Here is a 16947-nt window from a genome sequence, read left to right as displayed (position 1 = left end):
GCGACCAAAGGAGCGTTATTCTATTTCAATAATGCCACATTTTAAAATCAAATTTAAACTCGTATATTTGAGTAATGTTTAACTAAAAAGAATAAACGCTTTGTTGCGTTAGAACCTTGAATCCAAGCTTACTGTTATGTCAGTTCGAGTGATTTTCGATAGAAAATTGTATCGAGAACTATTTTTTAGACTAAAATTTCTATTCTCGATACTAATTTTCCTCCTTGATCAGTATTAAAAATTTATTCAAATTGACGTAATTTTGTATGAATGCACAGCGGAAAGCTATAAATAAGATTATATATGGAGATTATACAACAATTTTAATTCATTCTTGATGTACCAGAAAGTATTTAAAAGAACAATAGATTTTATAATTTCCTTTATAGGTTTTATACTACTAGTACCAATATTACTGTTAGTTACAATATTACTAGCCATTGCTAACCAAGGCAACCCCTTTTTTTTTCAAATACGCCCAGGTTTAAACGAAAAATTATTTAAAATTATTAAGTTTAAAACCATGAATGATAAGGTAGATGAAAAGGGAAATCTATTGTCAGATGATAAACGCATAACAGGCATAGGTAAATTTATTAGAAAAACATCATTAGATGAATTGCCACAATTAATAAATGTACTAAAAGGTGACATGAGCTTAATAGGACCGCGTCCATTATTACCAGAATATTTACCGTTATACAACTCAGAACAAAAAAAACGTCACAACGTTAAACCGGGTATTACAGGCTGGGCACAAGTAAATGGTAGAAATGCTATAAGTTGGAAACAAAAATTAGCGTTAGATGTATGGTATGTAGAACATTTGAGTTTTTTTATTGATATAAAAATTATAATTAAAACGGTGCAAAAGGTACTACAATCAGACAGTATTAATGCTAGCACTAAAACAACCATGAATAGATTTAAAGGAAATAATTAAAAATAATTAAGTAAATGTATTTATACGGAGCCAGTGGGCATTGTAAAGTGATAATTGATATTATAAAATCTTCAACTTCTAAACAAATTCAGGCTGTTTTTGATGATTTTAAGAATAGCAATCTATTAGAAGGTATTCCAATTTTAAAATTTAATGAAACTAATTTTAATAAAGAAAATGAACTTATTATTAGTATAGGAAATAATAAACTAAGAAAGAAAATTGCAGACAAAACAAAGGCAACTTTTGTTACTGCTATTCATAACTCCTCAATAGTATCAAAAACAAGTGCTATAGGAAAAGGAACGGTAATAATGCCAAAGGTTGTAATTAATGCAGCTGCAATTATAGGGAAACATTGCATTATTAATACAAGTGCAATTATTGAGCATGAATGTCTTCTTGAAGATTTTGTACATGTTTCACCTAATTCAACACTTTGTGGAAATGTAAAAATAGGAGAAGGAACACATATAGGAGCAGGCGTTACCATAATACCAGATATAAAAATTGGCAAGTGGTGTACTATAGGAGCAGGAAGTGTGGTTGTTAAAGATATACCTGATAATGTTGTAGCGGTTGGAGTACCTGCTAAAGTTATAAAAATTCATAAATAGGAAATTAAATTTTATTTGTCATTCAGAATGGAGTTTACGGAGTGAAGAATCTCAAAATACGATATTATAAAAATGTAATTGTCTTGAGTAAAAAAAGATTTTTCGTAGCTCATAAAATCACTATGTCGGAAATAACAAATCAATTCCATAGGAACATTGAGTAATTTTTAAAATACTATCGAGAACTTATAAAACACGATTCTCAATACTAATTTCACTTACAGTCATAGTGACTTTCACTTGAAGTAACGGGTTTTAATAAATATAAAACAATACTATTTCCGAACGTAATCGAAAAAAAACAATACTATTTTCGATTACAATCGAAAATATTTAAGTAAATTTATAAATACAATCCGATTTTTTAAATAAAAATGATAGAACGAATTTTAGAAAAAAAGCTGATAAGTAAATTTTATAAGGGTAAAACAATATTAATATTGGGCCCTAGGCAAGTTGGTAAAACAACACTACTTAAAAAAATAGCAAGTAATTTAAAAGCAGTTCTTTGGTTGAATGCAGATAATTTTGAAATTCAATCACTATTTGAAGTAGCTTCATCAACTCGTTTTAAATTGATTGTTAAAAATTATAAAGTAGTTATTATTGATGAAGCTCAAAGTATAAAAAATATTGGTTTAAAACTGAAAATTATTGCAGATGAAATAAAAGATGTACAAATAATTGCGACAGGATCATCTGCTTTTGATTTGGCAAATGAACTAAATGAACCCTTGACTGGAAGAAAATATGAATTTCAAATGTATCCTATTTCTTTTGAAGAAATGGTTAATTATAGTAGTCTGTTAGAAGAGTTAAATCTATTGAGTCATAGAATAATATATGGATATTATCCAGATGTGGTTATCAATCAGGAAGAAGAAAAAGATTTATTAAAACTATTGGCAGATAGTTACCTGTTTAAAGATATTTTAATTTGGAATAAAATAAAAAAATCAGATAAAATTATTAAACTACTGCAAGCACTCTCTTTTCAAATAGGAAATCAAGTTTCGTATAATAATTTAGGGAATTTAATAGGTTTAGATAGTGAAACTGTTGAACGCTATATTATATTGCTAGAAAAGTCATTTATAATTTATAGACTAAACTCATATAGTAAAAACTTAAGAAGTGAATTGAAAAAATCACGTAAAATATATTTTACTGACAATGGAATTAGAAATGCAGTAATTGGAAATTATAGTGCTGTTAATATGCGTAATGATGTTGGTTCATTATGGGAAAATTATATAATTAGTGAACGAATTAAATTCACAAATTATCATAATGTTTATGTAAATCGTTATTTTTGGAGAACAAAAACACAACAAGAAATAGATTATATAGAAGAGATAGATGGTAAATTATTTGCTTATGAATTTAAATGGAGTCCCCATAAAAAAGCCAAAATTTCAAGAACATTTACCAATGCTTATCCTAACGCTATTGTGAAAATAATTACTCCAGAAAATTTTGAAGAATTTATAACACATCAAGAATGAATAAAAAAATATGGTTATCCTCACCACATATGGGAGGTACTGAACAAAAATATGTACAAGAAGCATTTGACACTAATTGGGTAGCTCCGTTAGGTCCAAATGTAAATGAATTTGAGAAAGCTATTCAAAATTATATAGGACAAAATAAGTTTGTAGCAGCTTTAAGTTCTGGTACAGCGGCCCTACATTTGGCACTTGTTTTAGCAGGCGTTAAACAAAATGATGAAGTTTTATGCCAAAGTTTTACATTCTCTGCTTCGGCAAATCCAATAGTATATCAAGGAGCTAAACCTATTTTTATTGATAGTGAAAAGGAGACTTGGAATATGTGTCCTTTTGCGTTGGAAGATGCAATAAAAAACTCTTTATCAAAAGGGAAAAAACCAAAAGCTATAATTGTAGTGCATTTGTATGGAATGCCAGCAAAAATGGACGAGATTAAAAGAATAGCGAATTTATATAATATTGTTTTAATTGAAGATGCAGCAGAGGCTTTAGGTTCGTCTTATAAAGGTCAAAAATGTGGAACATTTGGAGATTTTGGAATCTTGTCATTTAATGGAAATAAAATTATAACAACATCAGGAGGTGGTGCTTTAATTTGTAATGATAGCGAAACAAAACAGAAAGCAATTTTTTTAGCAACACAAGCACGTGACAACGCTCCGCATTACCAACATAGTAAAATAGGATATAATTATAGAATGAGTAATATTGTTGCAGGAATAGGAAGAGGTCAAATGGAAGTTTTAGATATTCGTGTAAATCAACGTAGAGCAATGCATCAATTTTATACTGAGATTTTTAAAAACAGAGCTGATATTGTAGTTTTAGAAGAACCTTCTTCTAATTTTTCTTCTAATTTTTGGTTAACCACTATCTTATTAAAATCTTTTGAGCAACGAGAAAATCTTCGATTGTATTTAGAAAAGCAAAATATAGAATCTCGACCTTTATGGAAACCAATGCATTTACAACCTGTTTTTGAAAAATATCAATATTTTGGAACAGGTATTTCAGAAGAATTGTTCAGTAGAGGTTTATGTTTACCTTCAGGATCAAATTTAAATAATCAGGATAAAAAAAGAATATCTGAAAATCTACTCAATTTTCTAGAGAAGAATTAGTAAAGAAGTTACATATTAACTGAATAAAATAAAAAAAAGAGACTGTCTAAAAGGACAAAACTCGTCATTCTGAATTTATTTCAGAATCTCATCATACTTATTATCAATCATTATGAGAACCTGAAACGAGTTCAGGTTGACGTAAATTACACTTTTTAGACAGCCTCATTTTTTTATTTAGGATAAATAATTTTAAAGAAGATTTCTTTATTAAACTATTGATTTTGTAAATTTGCTTATAATTACCTATATTTAAAAACCCCTAGTTGTGAAAAAAGAAACAAAAAAAAATGGAAAAACAATATTTGACCCTAATTGTATTTGATACACTAATACAATTTAATTATATATTTAATAAAAATATTTTAGTATGAAAAAGCAGCTACTAAAAAAACTTATTAAATATAATGCCCCTAGGTGGATAGTATTACTTATTGACATCTATATTGTTACAAATACTTTTATTCTTGCGTATTTAATACGATTCAATTTTAGTTTCAATTTTAATATATCAAAACTAGTTTATCAATTATTTTGTGTAATAATTGCTGCTTTAATTAGCTTTGTTATTATTGGTTCTTATAAAGGAATTATTAGGCACACAGGTTTTAGAGATGCAATAAAAGTAACCTTAGCTAGCATATTAATGCTCGTGATTTTAGGACTATTTGTTTTTATAAATCCAGCAGTTGGAGTTTTTGATAATTTTACAATTCCATTATCAATATTAATTATTCATTTCCTTCTAAATACAATAGTATTAATTGCTAGTAGATTTTTATTTAAAGAAATTTACAATTTAATATTTTCCAATTTAAAAAATGAGTATAGGGTTTTAATATATGGGGCAGGAGAGTCTGGTTTAATAACACTCAATGTTTTAAAACAAGATAAAGCAACTAAGCTTAAAGTGATAGGGTTTATTGACAATAATAAAAATAAAGTAGGAAAAGAAATTAACGGATTAACAGTTTATGATTCTAGTAAAATTGATGAATCATTTATAAAGAAAAAAAATATTGACGAAATAATAATTTCTATTCAACATATTAAGTCGGTACAACTAATGAATATTGTTCAAAGTATATCTCAACTTCCTGTTAAAGTTAAAATAGTACCGCCTGTAAAAAATTGGATTAACAATAATCTAAAAGCAAATCAAATTGAAAAAATTAAAATTGAAGATTTACTAGGTAGATCTCCAATAAATTTGGATAATCCTATATTAGAAAAGGAATTTAAAGATAAAGTTGTATTAGTTACAGGAGCAGCTGGCTCTATAGGTAGTGAAATAGCTCGTCAAATTGCACATTTTAATTATAAACAATTAATTTTAGTTGATCAGGCAGAATCTGATTTATACAATTTACAACAATATTTTTGGAATAAAGGAAAAACAAAATTTATAGCAATTGTTGCTGATGTAAGAAATAAAACCCGAATGAATACATTATTTCACAACTATCATCCTGATATTGTGCTACATGCAGCCGCCTATAAACATGTGCCATTTATGGAAGAATATCCAAATGAGGCAATAGCAGTTAATGTAAAAGGAACTAAAATTATTGCAGATTTATGTGTTGAATACAAAACTGAAAAATTTGTAATGATTTCAACCGATAAAGCAGTGAATCCTACAAATGTAATGGGAGCTACAAAAAGAATTGCTGAAATGTATATAAATAGTTTAAATAAACTACAAGTAACTAAATTTATAACTACACGATTTGGCAATGTTTTAGGTTCAAATGGCTCTGTAATCCCATTATTTCAATCACAAATTGAAAGAGGTGGTCCACTTACGTTAACAGATAAAAGAATTACAAGGTTTTTTATGACGATACCCGAAGCATGTAAATTAGTATTAGAAGCAAGTTGTATGGGTAATGGAGGTGAAATTTATGTATTTGATATGGGTGAATCTATAAAAATTTTAGATTTAGCAATAAATATGATTCATTTATCAGGTTTAAAATATCCAAAGGATATTGATATAAAAATTGTTGGGTTAAGACCAGGAGAAAAAATAAAAGAAGAATTGTTAGCTAATGATGAAAATACAATTCCTACTCATCATAAAAAAATTATGATTGCTAAAACAAGAGTCATCAATATTAAATTAGTTAAAAAAGAAATAGAAGAATTGTGTAGTATAAATAGCGATTTAAACGCATTGAAATCTGTAGCTAAAATGAAAAAAATTGTTCCAGAGTTTATTTCTAATCATTCGGTATATGAAAAATTAGATAATAATGAAACAATAAATTCTATATTTCTTAAAAGAGCTTAATTTTTTTGATTAATTTATATATATCCGTTTTAGTCATATGGTTAACACGTCACTCTGAATTTATTTTAGGGTATCACTTTATTATGTTGATTTATAATCATCATGAGATTCTGAAATAATACTTCGACGCTGCTCAGTATGACATCTTCAGAATGACGGACATTATAAACTTATGAGATTTTACGAGCATACAAATTAATTTATATAAATTCAATTAAAAAAGTCCAGTTTTAGCTATTTTTATAAATCCTCCAAAATTTACAGGTCGATAAGTTCCAGTATCAAAAGAGGAGATTAAAGTAATATCAAACGGAATTTTTTTTGAGAAAGGAATTTTCACTTCAAATAGGCCAGAAAATTGTTCAGGTTTTGGTTGGTATTCATTATCAAACCATCCTACATAACTCACATGGCTTAGGATAGTTTTATATTTTAAATTAAACAAAATTCCATTCCACCCAATATTTACGGCTACAAACCGATTGTTACCCACAATAATTCCATTAGAAACTCCATCTTCATTTAATGGCGTTGCTGTAAAATAAGGAGCCCCAATGGTGTTTCCATAGTAAGTCCATCCAGAGTTATAAATACCATTATTAAAATAATTATCACGTCCTCTACCTCCATTAGCATCATCAGGGGAATTTGAGCCACTCATGTTTTTTGTGTAGGTAAACTCAATTAAAAAGTTTTTTACAAAAGATTTTGGTTTTTTAAAGTCCATAAAAAAACCATAAATACCATCACGCCAATTTTGCATTTCCCTTCCAGACCGATCTTCAAACGGATGTGAATAATAAAAATTCCAATTGGTTTTAGCTCCTTTATAATTTAATTGTAATAAATAGGCACCAATACTATTGCCTAAAGCATTTATTTGATCACCTACATTGGCACTTGTTCCTCCAGAACTTCCTGTAATAATTCTTAAATAATCTTTTAATCCAGAAGGTTGTTTACCATAAGTTGGTGAAGTTCCTCCCCATTGCACGTAATGGTCCAAACCTGTAATTAAGGATAATTTGGAGTTTAACTGCGATTTAAAATACAAACTCTTATGGTGTAAACGTGCATGGTCAACCACACGATTATCATTGAGTAAATATTCGGCATAATTGAATTTTACGGTGAGCCATTTTTTAGCAAAAGGTAATTTTAGATAACCGTTTGATGTAATATTAATTCCTGGGATTGCTCTGGTATTCAAAGATTTTATAATGTTTCCATTAGAGCTAGAAAGTCCATCCCATAGTATTGCATCATTTTTATTTCCTGTGGTTATACTCCAGTTTTTAAAATGAAATGTACCATACAATTCATTGATTATTGTTTTTTTAGAAGGTGTTAAAAATCCAGTAAATGAAGCTTTATACTCAAAATTAAAAGTTTGATTTTTGTTAAAAGCATTTCCTAAAAAAGAAGCATTTACAGAAGTAAAATCAGTATTTGGAACAGTACCATAGGTATTAGCAGTTAACCAAAAAGGCAATGTGCTTTTTGAAGAAACAGCAGAATTTAGCGTTATAGCATAATATAGATCAGATTTTTGACTAAAACTAATTGTGGTTTGTAACAACAAGCTAAACAACAAAAGTTGGGTTACGGTGTAAAATTGTTTCATTCCAATGAATTTTTCACAAATGTACTTAATTATTGTAAAGTGTAACAAACAATAAAAATAACAAACTATCACGACAAACATAGCTCGTCATTGCGAGCACAGCGAAGCAATCTCAAGAATAGAACTACAAAGCAACAGATTGCCGTGGTCGTTTCTCCCTCGCAATGACGAAACAGAACGTAATGAAATGAAACAAAAAATGTATAAAGAACTGTTTAGTAACTACAACTGCTTCTCTATACACCTTCACAATAACGGTTTATGTCTCGCTTTTTGTCGTCATTGCGAGCGTAGCGAAGCAATCTGTTTCTTTTCACAGACTGCCACGTAGTGAAATACTCCTCGCAGTGACGTTGTATTCCTTTGTTGCGAACGTAAGGTAGTGAAACGAAAATGTATCAAGATTGTTTAGTAACTACATCTTAATACACCCTCGTAATAACGGTTTATGTCTCGCTTTTTGTCGTCATTGCGAGCGTAGTGAAGCAATCTGTTTCTTTTCACAGACTGCCACGTAGTGAAATACTCCTCGCAGTGACGTTGTATTCCTTCGTTGCGAACGTAAGGTAGTGAAACGGAAAATGTATCAAGATTGTTTAGTAACTACATCTTAATACACCCTCGTAATAACGGTTTATGTCTCACCTCTCACTTTTTTTGTCATTGCGAGAGTAGTGAAGCAATCTCATGATTAAAACTATAAAGGAACAGATTACCACGTTACTTTGCTCCTTGTAATGACGGTTTAAGTAACATTTTCTAAAAAATAAGTTGCATTTTTAATTTTATTGTCTAGATTTGTTGCATAAATATAACCAATGAGAACATTTAACACTTGGAATAGCTTTTATTTTTACTTTTATTTTAGCAATAAAAGATGAGGCTCTATGTGTTAATTTTTAATAAATAAATAATAAAGTCTCGATTTAATCGGGATTTTTTTTTGGATATAACTAAACTATGAAAGTAGCAATACAAGGTATAAAAGGATCATTCCATCACTTAGTGGCAGAGCAATATTTTGGTAAAAATATTGACATTGTAGAATGTTTGTCCTTTAATAAACTACCTAATTTATTACATAAAAAAGAAGCTGAAGTAGCGGTTATGGCAATAGAAAACTCTATTGCCGGAGCAATTTTACCTAATTATGCTTTAATAGATGAACATAAATTAACCATTTCGGGGGAATATTATTTATCGGTTCATCATAACTTGATGGCATTAGAAAATCAAAAAATAGAAGATATAACGGAAGTATATTCGCATCCAATGGCATTATTACAATGTAGAGCCTTTTTTAGAAAATATCCAAAAATTAAATTAATTGAAGATACCGATACCGCATCTGTGGCAAAACGAATTCGTAAACAAAAATTAAAAGGAGTTGCCGCAATAGCTAGTAAAACAGCTGCGGAGATTTACCAACTTACTATTTTGGCAGATGGAATTCAAACTATTAAAGAAAATACTACTCGATTTTTTGTACTTACCAAATCAGAAAATAAGCATAGCGTTTCAGCAAATAAAGCTTCTATTAAATTTATAGTGAGTGATGATACAGGAAGTTTGGCAGAAGTACTCACTATTTTGGCAAAGCATCATTTAAATCTGTCTAAAATTCAATCGCTGCCAGTAATTGAAACGCCTTGGAAATATGCCTTTTTTGCAGATTTTGTTTTTAATAGTTATGCTGATTATTTTAATGCTTTATCAACAATAAAACATAAAGTAGAAATGTTACAAGTTTTAGGAGAATATACTAAAAGTAAAAGATAATGATACCAAAAGCTGATCGATTACATAACGTAGAGGAATATTATTTTTCAATTAAATTGAGAGAAGTAAAAGAGCTAGAAAAGCAAGGAAAACCCATTATTAATATTGCCATTGGTAGTCCAGATTTGCAACCTCCAAGTCAAGTTATAAAGGCTTTAGAAACAACTTCTAAATTAGATAATGCACACAGCTATCAAAGTTATCAAGGCATTCCTGCATTGCGATTTGCAATGTGTGATTTTTATAAGCGGATGTATAATGTACCCTTAAAAGAAAATGAAGTTATGCCTTTAATGGGTTCTAAAGAAGGTGTTATGTTAATCTCTTTAGCTTTTTTAAATGCAGGAGATAAAGTGTTAATTCCAAATCCAAGTTATCCAACCTATACCGCAGTAACAAAATTAGTAGGTGCAAAACCTATTTTATACAATTTGGATGAAAAAAATAATTGGTTGCCAAATTTTGAAGCATTAGAAAAATTAGATTTATCAAATGTAAAAATTATGTGGATAAATTATCCGCATATGCCAACAGGAACAACAGGAACAATTGAAACTTTTAAAAAAGTGATTTCTTTTGCGAAAAAACATAAAATTTTAGTAATTAATGATAATCCATATAGTTTTATCTTAAATGATAATCCTTTAAGTATTTTGAAAATTGATGGAGCAAAAGAAGTTGCATTAGAATTAAACTCACTTAGCAAATCTTTCAATATGGCAGGGTGGAGAGTTGGCTTGGTTGCAGGAAATGAAAAATACTTAAAAGCAATTTTACAGGTGAAAAGCAACATGGATTCTGGCATGTTTTTGGGAATTCAAAAAGGAGCAATAGCCGCACTAAAATCTTCAAATGAATGGTTTGAAAATCTAAATTTAATTTATGAAAAAAGGCGAAAAATAGTATGGAAAATTATGGATAAATTGAAATGCACTTATACTAAAAATACTAGCGGATTATTTGTTTGGGGAAAATTACCTAAAGAAAAAATGTCAATTAGTTTTACAGATAAATTATTAAGTGAAAAGCATATTTTTATCACACCAGGAACTGTGTTTGGAACAAATGGAGAAGGGTATATCCGAGCATCATTATGTGTGCCTGAAGCTAAATTAAAAGAAGCATTACAACGTTTAACAACCGTTAAAATTTAACAAATATGAAAAAGGCAGTAGTCATAGGATTAGGTTTAATTGGAGGCTCCATGGCTTTAGAATTAAAAAAAAGAACTAATTATAAAGTTTTAGGAATAGATGCGAATACAACTCATTTAAAAAAAGCATTAAGTTTGGGGATTATTGATGAGCAAACAGATTACGCCAACCTTAGTGATGCAGAGGTAATAGTTATTGCCGTTCCGGTAGATATTATTTCTAAAGTTGTAAATAAAGTATTAGATGTTGTTTCTGATGAAACACTGGTTTTTGATGTAGGTTCAGTTAAAAATGAAATTTGTGAAGCAGTGGCAACTCATCCAAATCGGAAAAATTATGTAGCAGCTCATCCTTTGGCAGGAACAGAATTTTCTGGACCTGAAGCAGCAATATATAATTTATTTGATGAAAAAGTAAACATTATCTGTGAAGCCGAAAAAAGCGACTGGAAAATTTTAGATAAGGCGATAGGTTTATTTAAAATTTTAAATATGCGTATTAAAATGATGAATCCTGTAGAACATGACCGGCATATTGCATATGTTTCTCATTTGTCTCATGTAAGTTCATTTATGCTGGGTAAAACGGTTTTAGAAATTGAAAAAAATGAGCAACATATTTTTGATATGGCAAGTACGGGTTTTGCATCTACTGTTCGTTTGGCAAAAAGTGCTTCGAGTACTTGGACCCCAATTTTCATGCAAAACAAGACCAATGTTTTAAGAGCTTTAGAAGAATATATTAAAAATTTAACTGAATTTAAGGCATTACTTGAACATGAAGATAAAAACGGATTAGATGAAACTATGAATAATACAAATTATATAAAAACCATTTTAAATGGGATTAAATAACTAAAGAAAACAAGCTGAAAATGGAAATAAAAAAAGAAAACAGACAATGGTTAGATACAATGAATTTAAAACATCCCATTGTAATTGCAGGACCTTGTAGTGCAGAAACGGAAGAGCAAGTTTTAAAAACGGCTCATCAATTAAAAAATACAGATACCAATGTATTTAGAGCAGGTATTTGGAAACCTCGTACACGTCCAGGAGGATTTGAAGGCGTTGGTGAAATTGGGTTGCCATGGTTACAAAAAGTAAAAGAAGAAACAGGTTTGTTAACGACAACTGAAGTTGGTAATGCACATCATGTTGAATTAGCATTAAAACATAATATTGATATTTTATGGATTGGAGCCAGGACTACTGTAAATCCATTTGTAGTTCAAGAAATTGCCGATGCATTAAAAGGAGTAGATATTCCTGTATTAGTGAAAAATCCTGTAAATCCTGATTTACCACTTTGGTTAGGTGCGGTGGAGCGGTTTTACGCTAATGGAATTCAGCAATTAGGAGTAATTCATAGGGGGTTTTCAACGTATAAATCAACAGAATATAGAAACAAACCAAAGTGGCAAATAGCTATTGAACTTAAAAAAGAATTTCCAAATTTGCCTTTAATTTTAGACCCTTCTCATATTTGTGGAAGAAGAGATACTATTTTTGATGTTTCTCAAACAGCGTTAGATTTAAATTATGATGGATTTATGATTGAAACTCATATTGATCCAGATAATGCTTGGAGTGATGCCAAACAGCAAATTACACCTGCCAGATTAGGGGAAATTACTGAAGATTTAAAAATAAGACAACAACATAGTAGCAAAGAAGAATTCCAAAAAAAATTGAATTTATTTAGGAGAGAATTAGATTTAATTGATACCAATCTAATTGATTTATTAAAAGATAGGATGGGGATTTCTGCAGAAATAGGAACATTAAAACACAAAGAAAATGTTTCTATTTTACAAAGTACACGTTGGGCAGATATCTTAAAAAATATGATTGCAAAAGGTGCTAAAAATGGATTAGATAAAGAATTTGTGGACCAAATTTTCAAAGCAATTCACGTGGAATCAATTAAAATTCAACATCAAATAAAATAGTAACTAAAATTATTGTCATAACTTTTACAGCTAACTTCACTAAATATTTTATTACTACTACAATTGTCCCCTCAAGGGGACAATACTTGACAGGGAAATTTAATAACAAATGTCATACTGATTTTGTTGAAAAAATTATTCATTGTCATTGCGAAGTTTTTGAAAAAAAACAGTGGCAATCTGTTTCTTTAGATGAGATTACCACTTCGTTTTACTCTTTGCAATGATAGTTTTTAATGAAAATTTTAACCTTTTAATCGTTTAAAAATATAGCGAGTAATAAAAATACCATGACCATCACCTTTTCCAGCATCACTTTCAACAGCACTTGTTACAAAAGCTAAATCCCAGCCTTCGCTTACCATAGTGTTAATTTTAGAAGTAATTAAAGCATCATTAGTTGCAATATTTTGGAAACGAATTCCTCCTAAATTATAGAAATTTAGTAGTTTAGTTTCATCAAAACCTTTGACTCTCATATTACCTCTTTTCGATTTATTTCGACCTTTGTTTTCTTCAGTTTGAGTTGAAGTATAATTTTGATAATCTCTTAAATCATTTACAGATATAATTCTAGAGCGTCCTAAACCGTTAGGAACAATAGATTCTATACTGGTAATTACTTTGTACTCATAACTTTGTGCTTGTAAGTTGCTTACTGAAAATAAAACTAATGCTGTTATTATTAAAATTCGTTTCATAAAATTATTATTATAGATTAGTAATTGAACTCAAATATAGTTTATAATTAAATTATATTTGCAGATATTTAACATTTATTTAAATAGAATTAACCTAAAATGAGTTTATAGTGAAAGGAATTGTTACAAAATCAACAGGAAGCTGGTATACTGTTTATGCTGAGGATGGAGCAATAATAAATTGTAGGTTAAAAGGTAAATTTAGACTAAAAGGAATAAAAAGCACTAACCCAGTGTCAGTTGGCGATCATGTTGTTTTTGATTTTGAAAACGATAAAAATACAGGAATTATTAAAAGTATTGTTGAAAGAAAAAATTATATTATTCGAAAATCGGTAAACCTTTCTAAACAAACTCACATTATTGCTTCTAATATTGATGTAGCTTTTTTAGTGATTACTATTAACAATCCACCTACATTTACTGGGTTTATTGATCGTTTTTTGGCAACAGCAGAAGCTTACAATATCACAACCGTTTTATTATTTAATAAGATAGATAGCTATACTGAAAATGAATTGCAAAAAGCAACAGATTTAATAGCTATTTATACGGATATCGGATATACTTGTTTAAGAATTTCAGCAACTCAAAAAACAAATATTGAAGCTATAAAAAAAATAATGAAAGGAAAAACAACGATGTTTTCTGGTCATTCAGGGGTAGGAAAATCTACCTTAATTAACGCCATAGAACCAACTTTAAATTTAAAAGTTGGAGAAATTTCAAGGCAACATAAACAAGGCATACACACCACTACTTTTGCAGAAATGTTTCCATTAACTATTGGCGGTTTTATTATTGATACACCTGGTATAAAAGGTTTTGGTGTAGTAGATTTTGATATTCAGGAAATTTCTCATTTTTTCCCTGAAATGTTTAAGATAAGTTCTAAATGCAAATTCAACAATTGTTTACATATTAATGAGCCAAATTGTGAGGTTAAAAAAGCTGTTGAACTTGGACAAATTGCTGAATCAAGATATCGAAGTTATTTACAATTAATGGAAGGAGATGTAGAAAATTACAGAGTAGATATTTATGGGTAAAAAGAGCAAAGGAAAAAGACCTTGAAGCTGAATAAATATGCAAATAAAGATAAAAACACCAAAATAAAATATCATAACGAGGAGTGTAACGACGTGGTTATCTTTTAAAAGAAAAGTTTATGAAAGTTGTAATTCAAAGAGTTTTAAAAGCATCGGTTTCAGTTGAAAATGAAATAATCAGCACCATAAACAAAGGACTTCTAATTTTTTTAGGAATAGAAGATGCTGATAATAAGGAAGATATACAATGGATTGTAAAAAAAATTATTAATCTGCGTATTTTTAATGATGAAAAAGGTGTGATGAACAAATCGTTATTATCAGAAAATGGAGCTGCTATTGTGGTAAGTCAGTTTACGCTACACGCAAGTACAAAAAAGGGAAACAGACCTTCATATATAAAAGCTGCAAAACCTGAAATAGCAATTCCTTTATACGAAGAATTCATTCAATATTTTGAAAAAGAATTAGGTAAAAAAGTAGGTACAGGAAAATTTGGAGCAGCTATGCAAGTGGCACTTATAAATGACGGTCCAGTTACCATTTTAATTGATTCTAAAATTAGAATATAATCATTTGTTTTAATAGAATTTTAGTTAAATTTACTTCAAAATAAAATTTCTATGAAAATAAAAAAATATCCCATTATTCTTTTATTATTTATTATTTTTTCAAGTTACGCTCAAAACAACCTTTTTAATGTATTAAATATTCCGGAAAGTCTTAAAAAAGATGCTAATTCTGTGGTTCGAAAAAATGAGGTTTTGATTTCCATGAATTCTCAAAACAGTTTAACCATAAAATCGCAACAGATAATTACAGTTTTAAATAAATTAGGAGATAGAGCTGCTCAAATTACTTTATATTATGATAAAAGACGAACTGTTAAAAATGTGGTTGCTTATATTTTTGATGCTTTTGGGAAAGAAATTAAAAAGATAAAAAAGAGTGATTTTATAGATGGAAGTGTTTCTAATGGATATTCATTATTTAGTGATGATCGGTATTTGCATTATAAATATATTCCAATTTCATATCCTTATACCATTCAATATATTTCTGAAATAAAAACCTCTAACACAGCTCAAATACAAGGCTGGTATGCTATTGGTAAGTACAATCAAAGCGTAATGGATAGTAAATATACTTTTGAATATCCTTTGGATGTTACTATTCAAAAAGCAGAAAATAATTTTGAAGGTTATCCTATTAAAATAACAAATGAACCTGGAAAAATAGCTTACCAAGTCAAAAATCTTCCAGCAATTAAATATGAACCCAATTCTCCATCTTTTTTAGAAATGATTCCTAATATAAAACTAGGAGTTAATAAATTTAGTTTAGAAGGTGTTGATGGTGTTGCAACAAATTGGAAGGAGTTTGGAAAATGGTATTATAATAATTTAATTCAAAACACTCAAGGTTTATCAGAAAACACCAAGCAAAAAATGAAAACGCTAACCTTGGGCGTAACAGATCCTATAAAAAAAGCTAAAATAATTTATAATTATGTTCAAAATAGAGTCAGGTATGTAAGTGTTCAAATAGGTATTGGAGGATATAAACCAATGCTAGCGAGTGAGGTAGATTATTTAGGATATGGAGATTGTAAAGCATTAACTAATTATACATGTGCTTTACTTAATGCAGTAGGCGTTAAAGCTTATCCAACATTAATTTATGGCGATAAAGATGAAAATAGAAGTATTGATAAAAAGGTAGCTTCTCCCCAAGGAAATCATATGATTTTAAATTTACCTATTAATAATAAAAATATTTGGTTAGAGTGTACTAGTCAAAAATCTCCTTTTGGTGAAATTGCAAGTTTTACGGATGATAGAGATGCATTAGTAATTACTCCACAAGGAGGAGAAATTAAGCATACTAAAATATACAAAGCCAAAGATAATTTACAACTCACAAAAGGTAATTTAACGTTTGATGAAAATGGAAAATTAAATGCGGAATTAACTATTTATTCAACAGGAAGCCAATATCTTAATCATTTAAATCGATATGATGGAGATAGCCCAAAAGAGTTGGAAATTTTATTTAAAAAGTATTTTTCTAATATTAATATTAACAAAGAATCAATAGTTCTTTAATATTTAAAATATTTTTCGTATCTTTATGCTATGGAAAAAATAGATTTAAGAAGCGTAAAAGACCAAGAGAGAAACATCATTCGTAGAGATGCTATAAAG

At 29.0% G+C, this 16947-nt stretch carries 14 protein-coding genes; 12 read left to right on the top strand and 2 right to left on the bottom strand.

From position 1 onward, the window contains the following. The first annotated feature begins 337 nt into the window (after positions 1–337). The 5 genes from L3J60_RS11550 to L3J60_RS11530 all read left to right on the top strand — a co-directional run bounded on the left by L3J60_RS11550 (position 338) and on the right by L3J60_RS11530 (position 6485). Positions 338–943: a sugar transferase gene (locus L3J60_RS11550; protein ID WP_291975698.1), complete on the top strand. Its 606-nt coding sequence runs from the start codon at positions 338–340 to the stop codon at positions 941–943. 14 nt (positions 944–957) lie between these two features. Continuing rightward, positions 958–1560 (top strand): acetyltransferase, encoded by a 603-nt coding sequence (locus L3J60_RS11545; protein ID WP_291975696.1) that lies wholly within the window; start codon positions 958–960, stop codon positions 1558–1560. A 374-nt stretch (positions 1561–1934) separates the two neighbouring features. Beyond that, complete coding sequence (locus L3J60_RS11540; protein WP_291975695.1) at positions 1935–3065, top strand: ATP-binding protein; 1131 nt, start codon at positions 1935–1937, stop codon at positions 3063–3065. After that, positions 3062–4192 carry an aminotransferase class I/II-fold pyridoxal phosphate-dependent enzyme gene (locus L3J60_RS11535; protein ID WP_291975694.1) on the top strand — a complete coding sequence of 377 codons (1131 nt, stop codon included), beginning with the start codon at positions 3062–3064 and terminating at the stop codon, positions 4190–4192. Before L3J60_RS11540 ends, L3J60_RS11535 begins: the two co-directional genes overlap by 4 nt. A 370-nt stretch (positions 4193–4562) precedes the next feature. Continuing rightward, positions 4563–6485, top strand: a complete 1923-nt coding sequence (locus L3J60_RS11530) for a nucleoside-diphosphate sugar epimerase/dehydratase (RefSeq protein ID WP_291975693.1) — start codon at positions 4563–4565, stop codon at positions 6483–6485. Between the two features lie 214 nt (positions 6486–6699). Here L3J60_RS11530 and L3J60_RS11525 read toward each other — a convergent pair whose 3' ends face one another. After that, the gene (locus L3J60_RS11525; protein ID WP_291975692.1) at positions 6700–8109 is read right to left on the bottom strand and encodes a capsule assembly Wzi family protein; all 1410 of its coding nucleotides are present in this window, start codon (positions 8107–8109) and stop codon (positions 6700–6702) included. 960 nt (positions 8110–9069) lie between these two features. Between L3J60_RS11525 and L3J60_RS11520 the strand changes: the two genes are divergently transcribed. The 4 genes from L3J60_RS11520 to L3J60_RS11505 are packed head-to-tail and all read left to right on the top strand — an operon-like array spanning position 9070 to position 12993. After that, positions 9070–9888 (top strand): prephenate dehydratase, encoded by an 819-nt coding sequence (locus L3J60_RS11520; RefSeq protein WP_291975691.1) that lies wholly within the window; start codon positions 9070–9072, stop codon positions 9886–9888. Beyond that, on the top strand, positions 9888–11042 hold the full coding sequence (locus L3J60_RS11515; RefSeq protein WP_291975690.1) for an aminotransferase class I/II-fold pyridoxal phosphate-dependent enzyme: 1155 nt from the start codon (positions 9888–9890) through the stop codon (positions 11040–11042). Before L3J60_RS11520 ends, L3J60_RS11515 begins: the two co-directional genes overlap by 1 nt. 5 nt (positions 11043–11047) lie before the next feature. After that, a complete protein-coding gene (locus L3J60_RS11510) occupies positions 11048–11896 on the top strand; it encodes a prephenate dehydrogenase (protein WP_291975689.1) in 849 nt (282 codons plus the stop codon). A gap of 20 nt (positions 11897–11916) precedes the next feature. Further along, positions 11917–12993 (top strand): bifunctional 3-deoxy-7-phosphoheptulonate synthase/chorismate mutase type II, encoded by a 1077-nt coding sequence (locus L3J60_RS11505; protein WP_291975688.1) that lies wholly within the window; start codon positions 11917–11919, stop codon positions 12991–12993. A gap of 245 nt (positions 12994–13238) precedes the next feature. On the opposite strand, the gene L3J60_RS11500 is transcribed toward L3J60_RS11505, so the two are convergent. Further along, entirely contained in the window at positions 13239–13694 is a 456-nt protein-coding gene (locus L3J60_RS11500) for a hypothetical protein (protein WP_291975687.1), read from the bottom strand. 110 nt (positions 13695–13804) lie between these two features. Here L3J60_RS11500 and rsgA point away from each other — a divergent pair, with 110 nt between their 5' ends. The 3 genes from rsgA (at position 13805) to L3J60_RS11485 (ending at position 16848) form a co-directional block, all read left to right on the top strand. Continuing rightward, positions 13805–14743, top strand: a complete 939-nt coding sequence (rsgA, locus tag L3J60_RS11495) for a ribosome small subunit-dependent GTPase A (RefSeq protein WP_291975686.1) — start codon at positions 13805–13807, stop codon at positions 14741–14743. 119 nt (positions 14744–14862) lie between these two features. After that, a complete protein-coding gene (gene dtd, locus L3J60_RS11490) occupies positions 14863–15315 on the top strand; it encodes a D-aminoacyl-tRNA deacylase (protein ID WP_291975685.1) in 453 nt (150 codons plus the stop codon). Between the two features lie 51 nt (positions 15316–15366). After that, positions 15367–16848, top strand: coding sequence for a DUF3857 and transglutaminase domain-containing protein (locus tag L3J60_RS11485; RefSeq protein ID WP_291975684.1), 1482 nt, complete (start codon positions 15367–15369; stop codon positions 16846–16848). Positions 16849–16947: the final 99 nt, after the last annotated feature.

Origin of the sequence: Lutibacter sp., from assembly GCF_021647475.1 — a bacterium.
Taxonomy (GTDB): Bacteria; Bacteroidota; Bacteroidia; order Flavobacteriales; family Flavobacteriaceae; genus Lutibacter.
This window is presented reverse-complemented; position numbering and strand designations above follow the sequence as displayed.

Excerpts from the sequence above, each read along its gene's own strand:
- L3J60_RS11520 (WP_291975691.1), top strand. The coding sequence starts at position 9,070 with ATGAAAGTAGCAATACAAGGTATAAAAGGATCATTCCATCACTTAGTG.
- L3J60_RS11530 (WP_291975693.1), top strand. The coding sequence starts at position 4,563 with ATGAAAAAGCAGCTACTAAAAAAACTTATTAAATATAATGCCCCTAGG.
- L3J60_RS11535 (WP_291975694.1), top strand. The coding sequence starts at position 3,062 with ATGAATAAAAAAATATGGTTATCCTCACCACATATGGGAGGTACTGAA.
- L3J60_RS11500 (WP_291975687.1), bottom strand. The coding sequence starts at position 13,694 with ATGAAACGAATTTTAATAATAACAGCATTAGTTTTATTTTCAGTAAGC.
- L3J60_RS11485 (WP_291975684.1), top strand. The coding sequence starts at position 15,367 with ATGAAAATAAAAAAATATCCCATTATTCTTTTATTATTTATTATTTTT.
- L3J60_RS11525 (WP_291975692.1), bottom strand. The coding sequence starts at position 8,109 with ATGAAACAATTTTACACCGTAACCCAACTTTTGTTGTTTAGCTTGTTG.
- L3J60_RS11505 (WP_291975688.1), top strand. The coding sequence starts at position 11,917 with ATGGAAATAAAAAAAGAAAACAGACAATGGTTAGATACAATGAATTTA.
- L3J60_RS11515 (WP_291975690.1), top strand. The coding sequence starts at position 9,888 with ATGATACCAAAAGCTGATCGATTACATAACGTAGAGGAATATTATTTT.
- L3J60_RS11510 (WP_291975689.1), top strand. The coding sequence starts at position 11,048 with ATGAAAAAGGCAGTAGTCATAGGATTAGGTTTAATTGGAGGCTCCATG.
- L3J60_RS11540 (WP_291975695.1), top strand. The coding sequence starts at position 1,935 with ATGATAGAACGAATTTTAGAAAAAAAGCTGATAAGTAAATTTTATAAG.
- L3J60_RS11550 (WP_291975698.1), top strand. The coding sequence starts at position 338 with ATGTACCAGAAAGTATTTAAAAGAACAATAGATTTTATAATTTCCTTT.
- L3J60_RS11545 (WP_291975696.1), top strand. The coding sequence starts at position 958 with ATGTATTTATACGGAGCCAGTGGGCATTGTAAAGTGATAATTGATATT.
- dtd (WP_291975685.1), top strand. The coding sequence starts at position 14,863 with ATGAAAGTTGTAATTCAAAGAGTTTTAAAAGCATCGGTTTCAGTTGAA.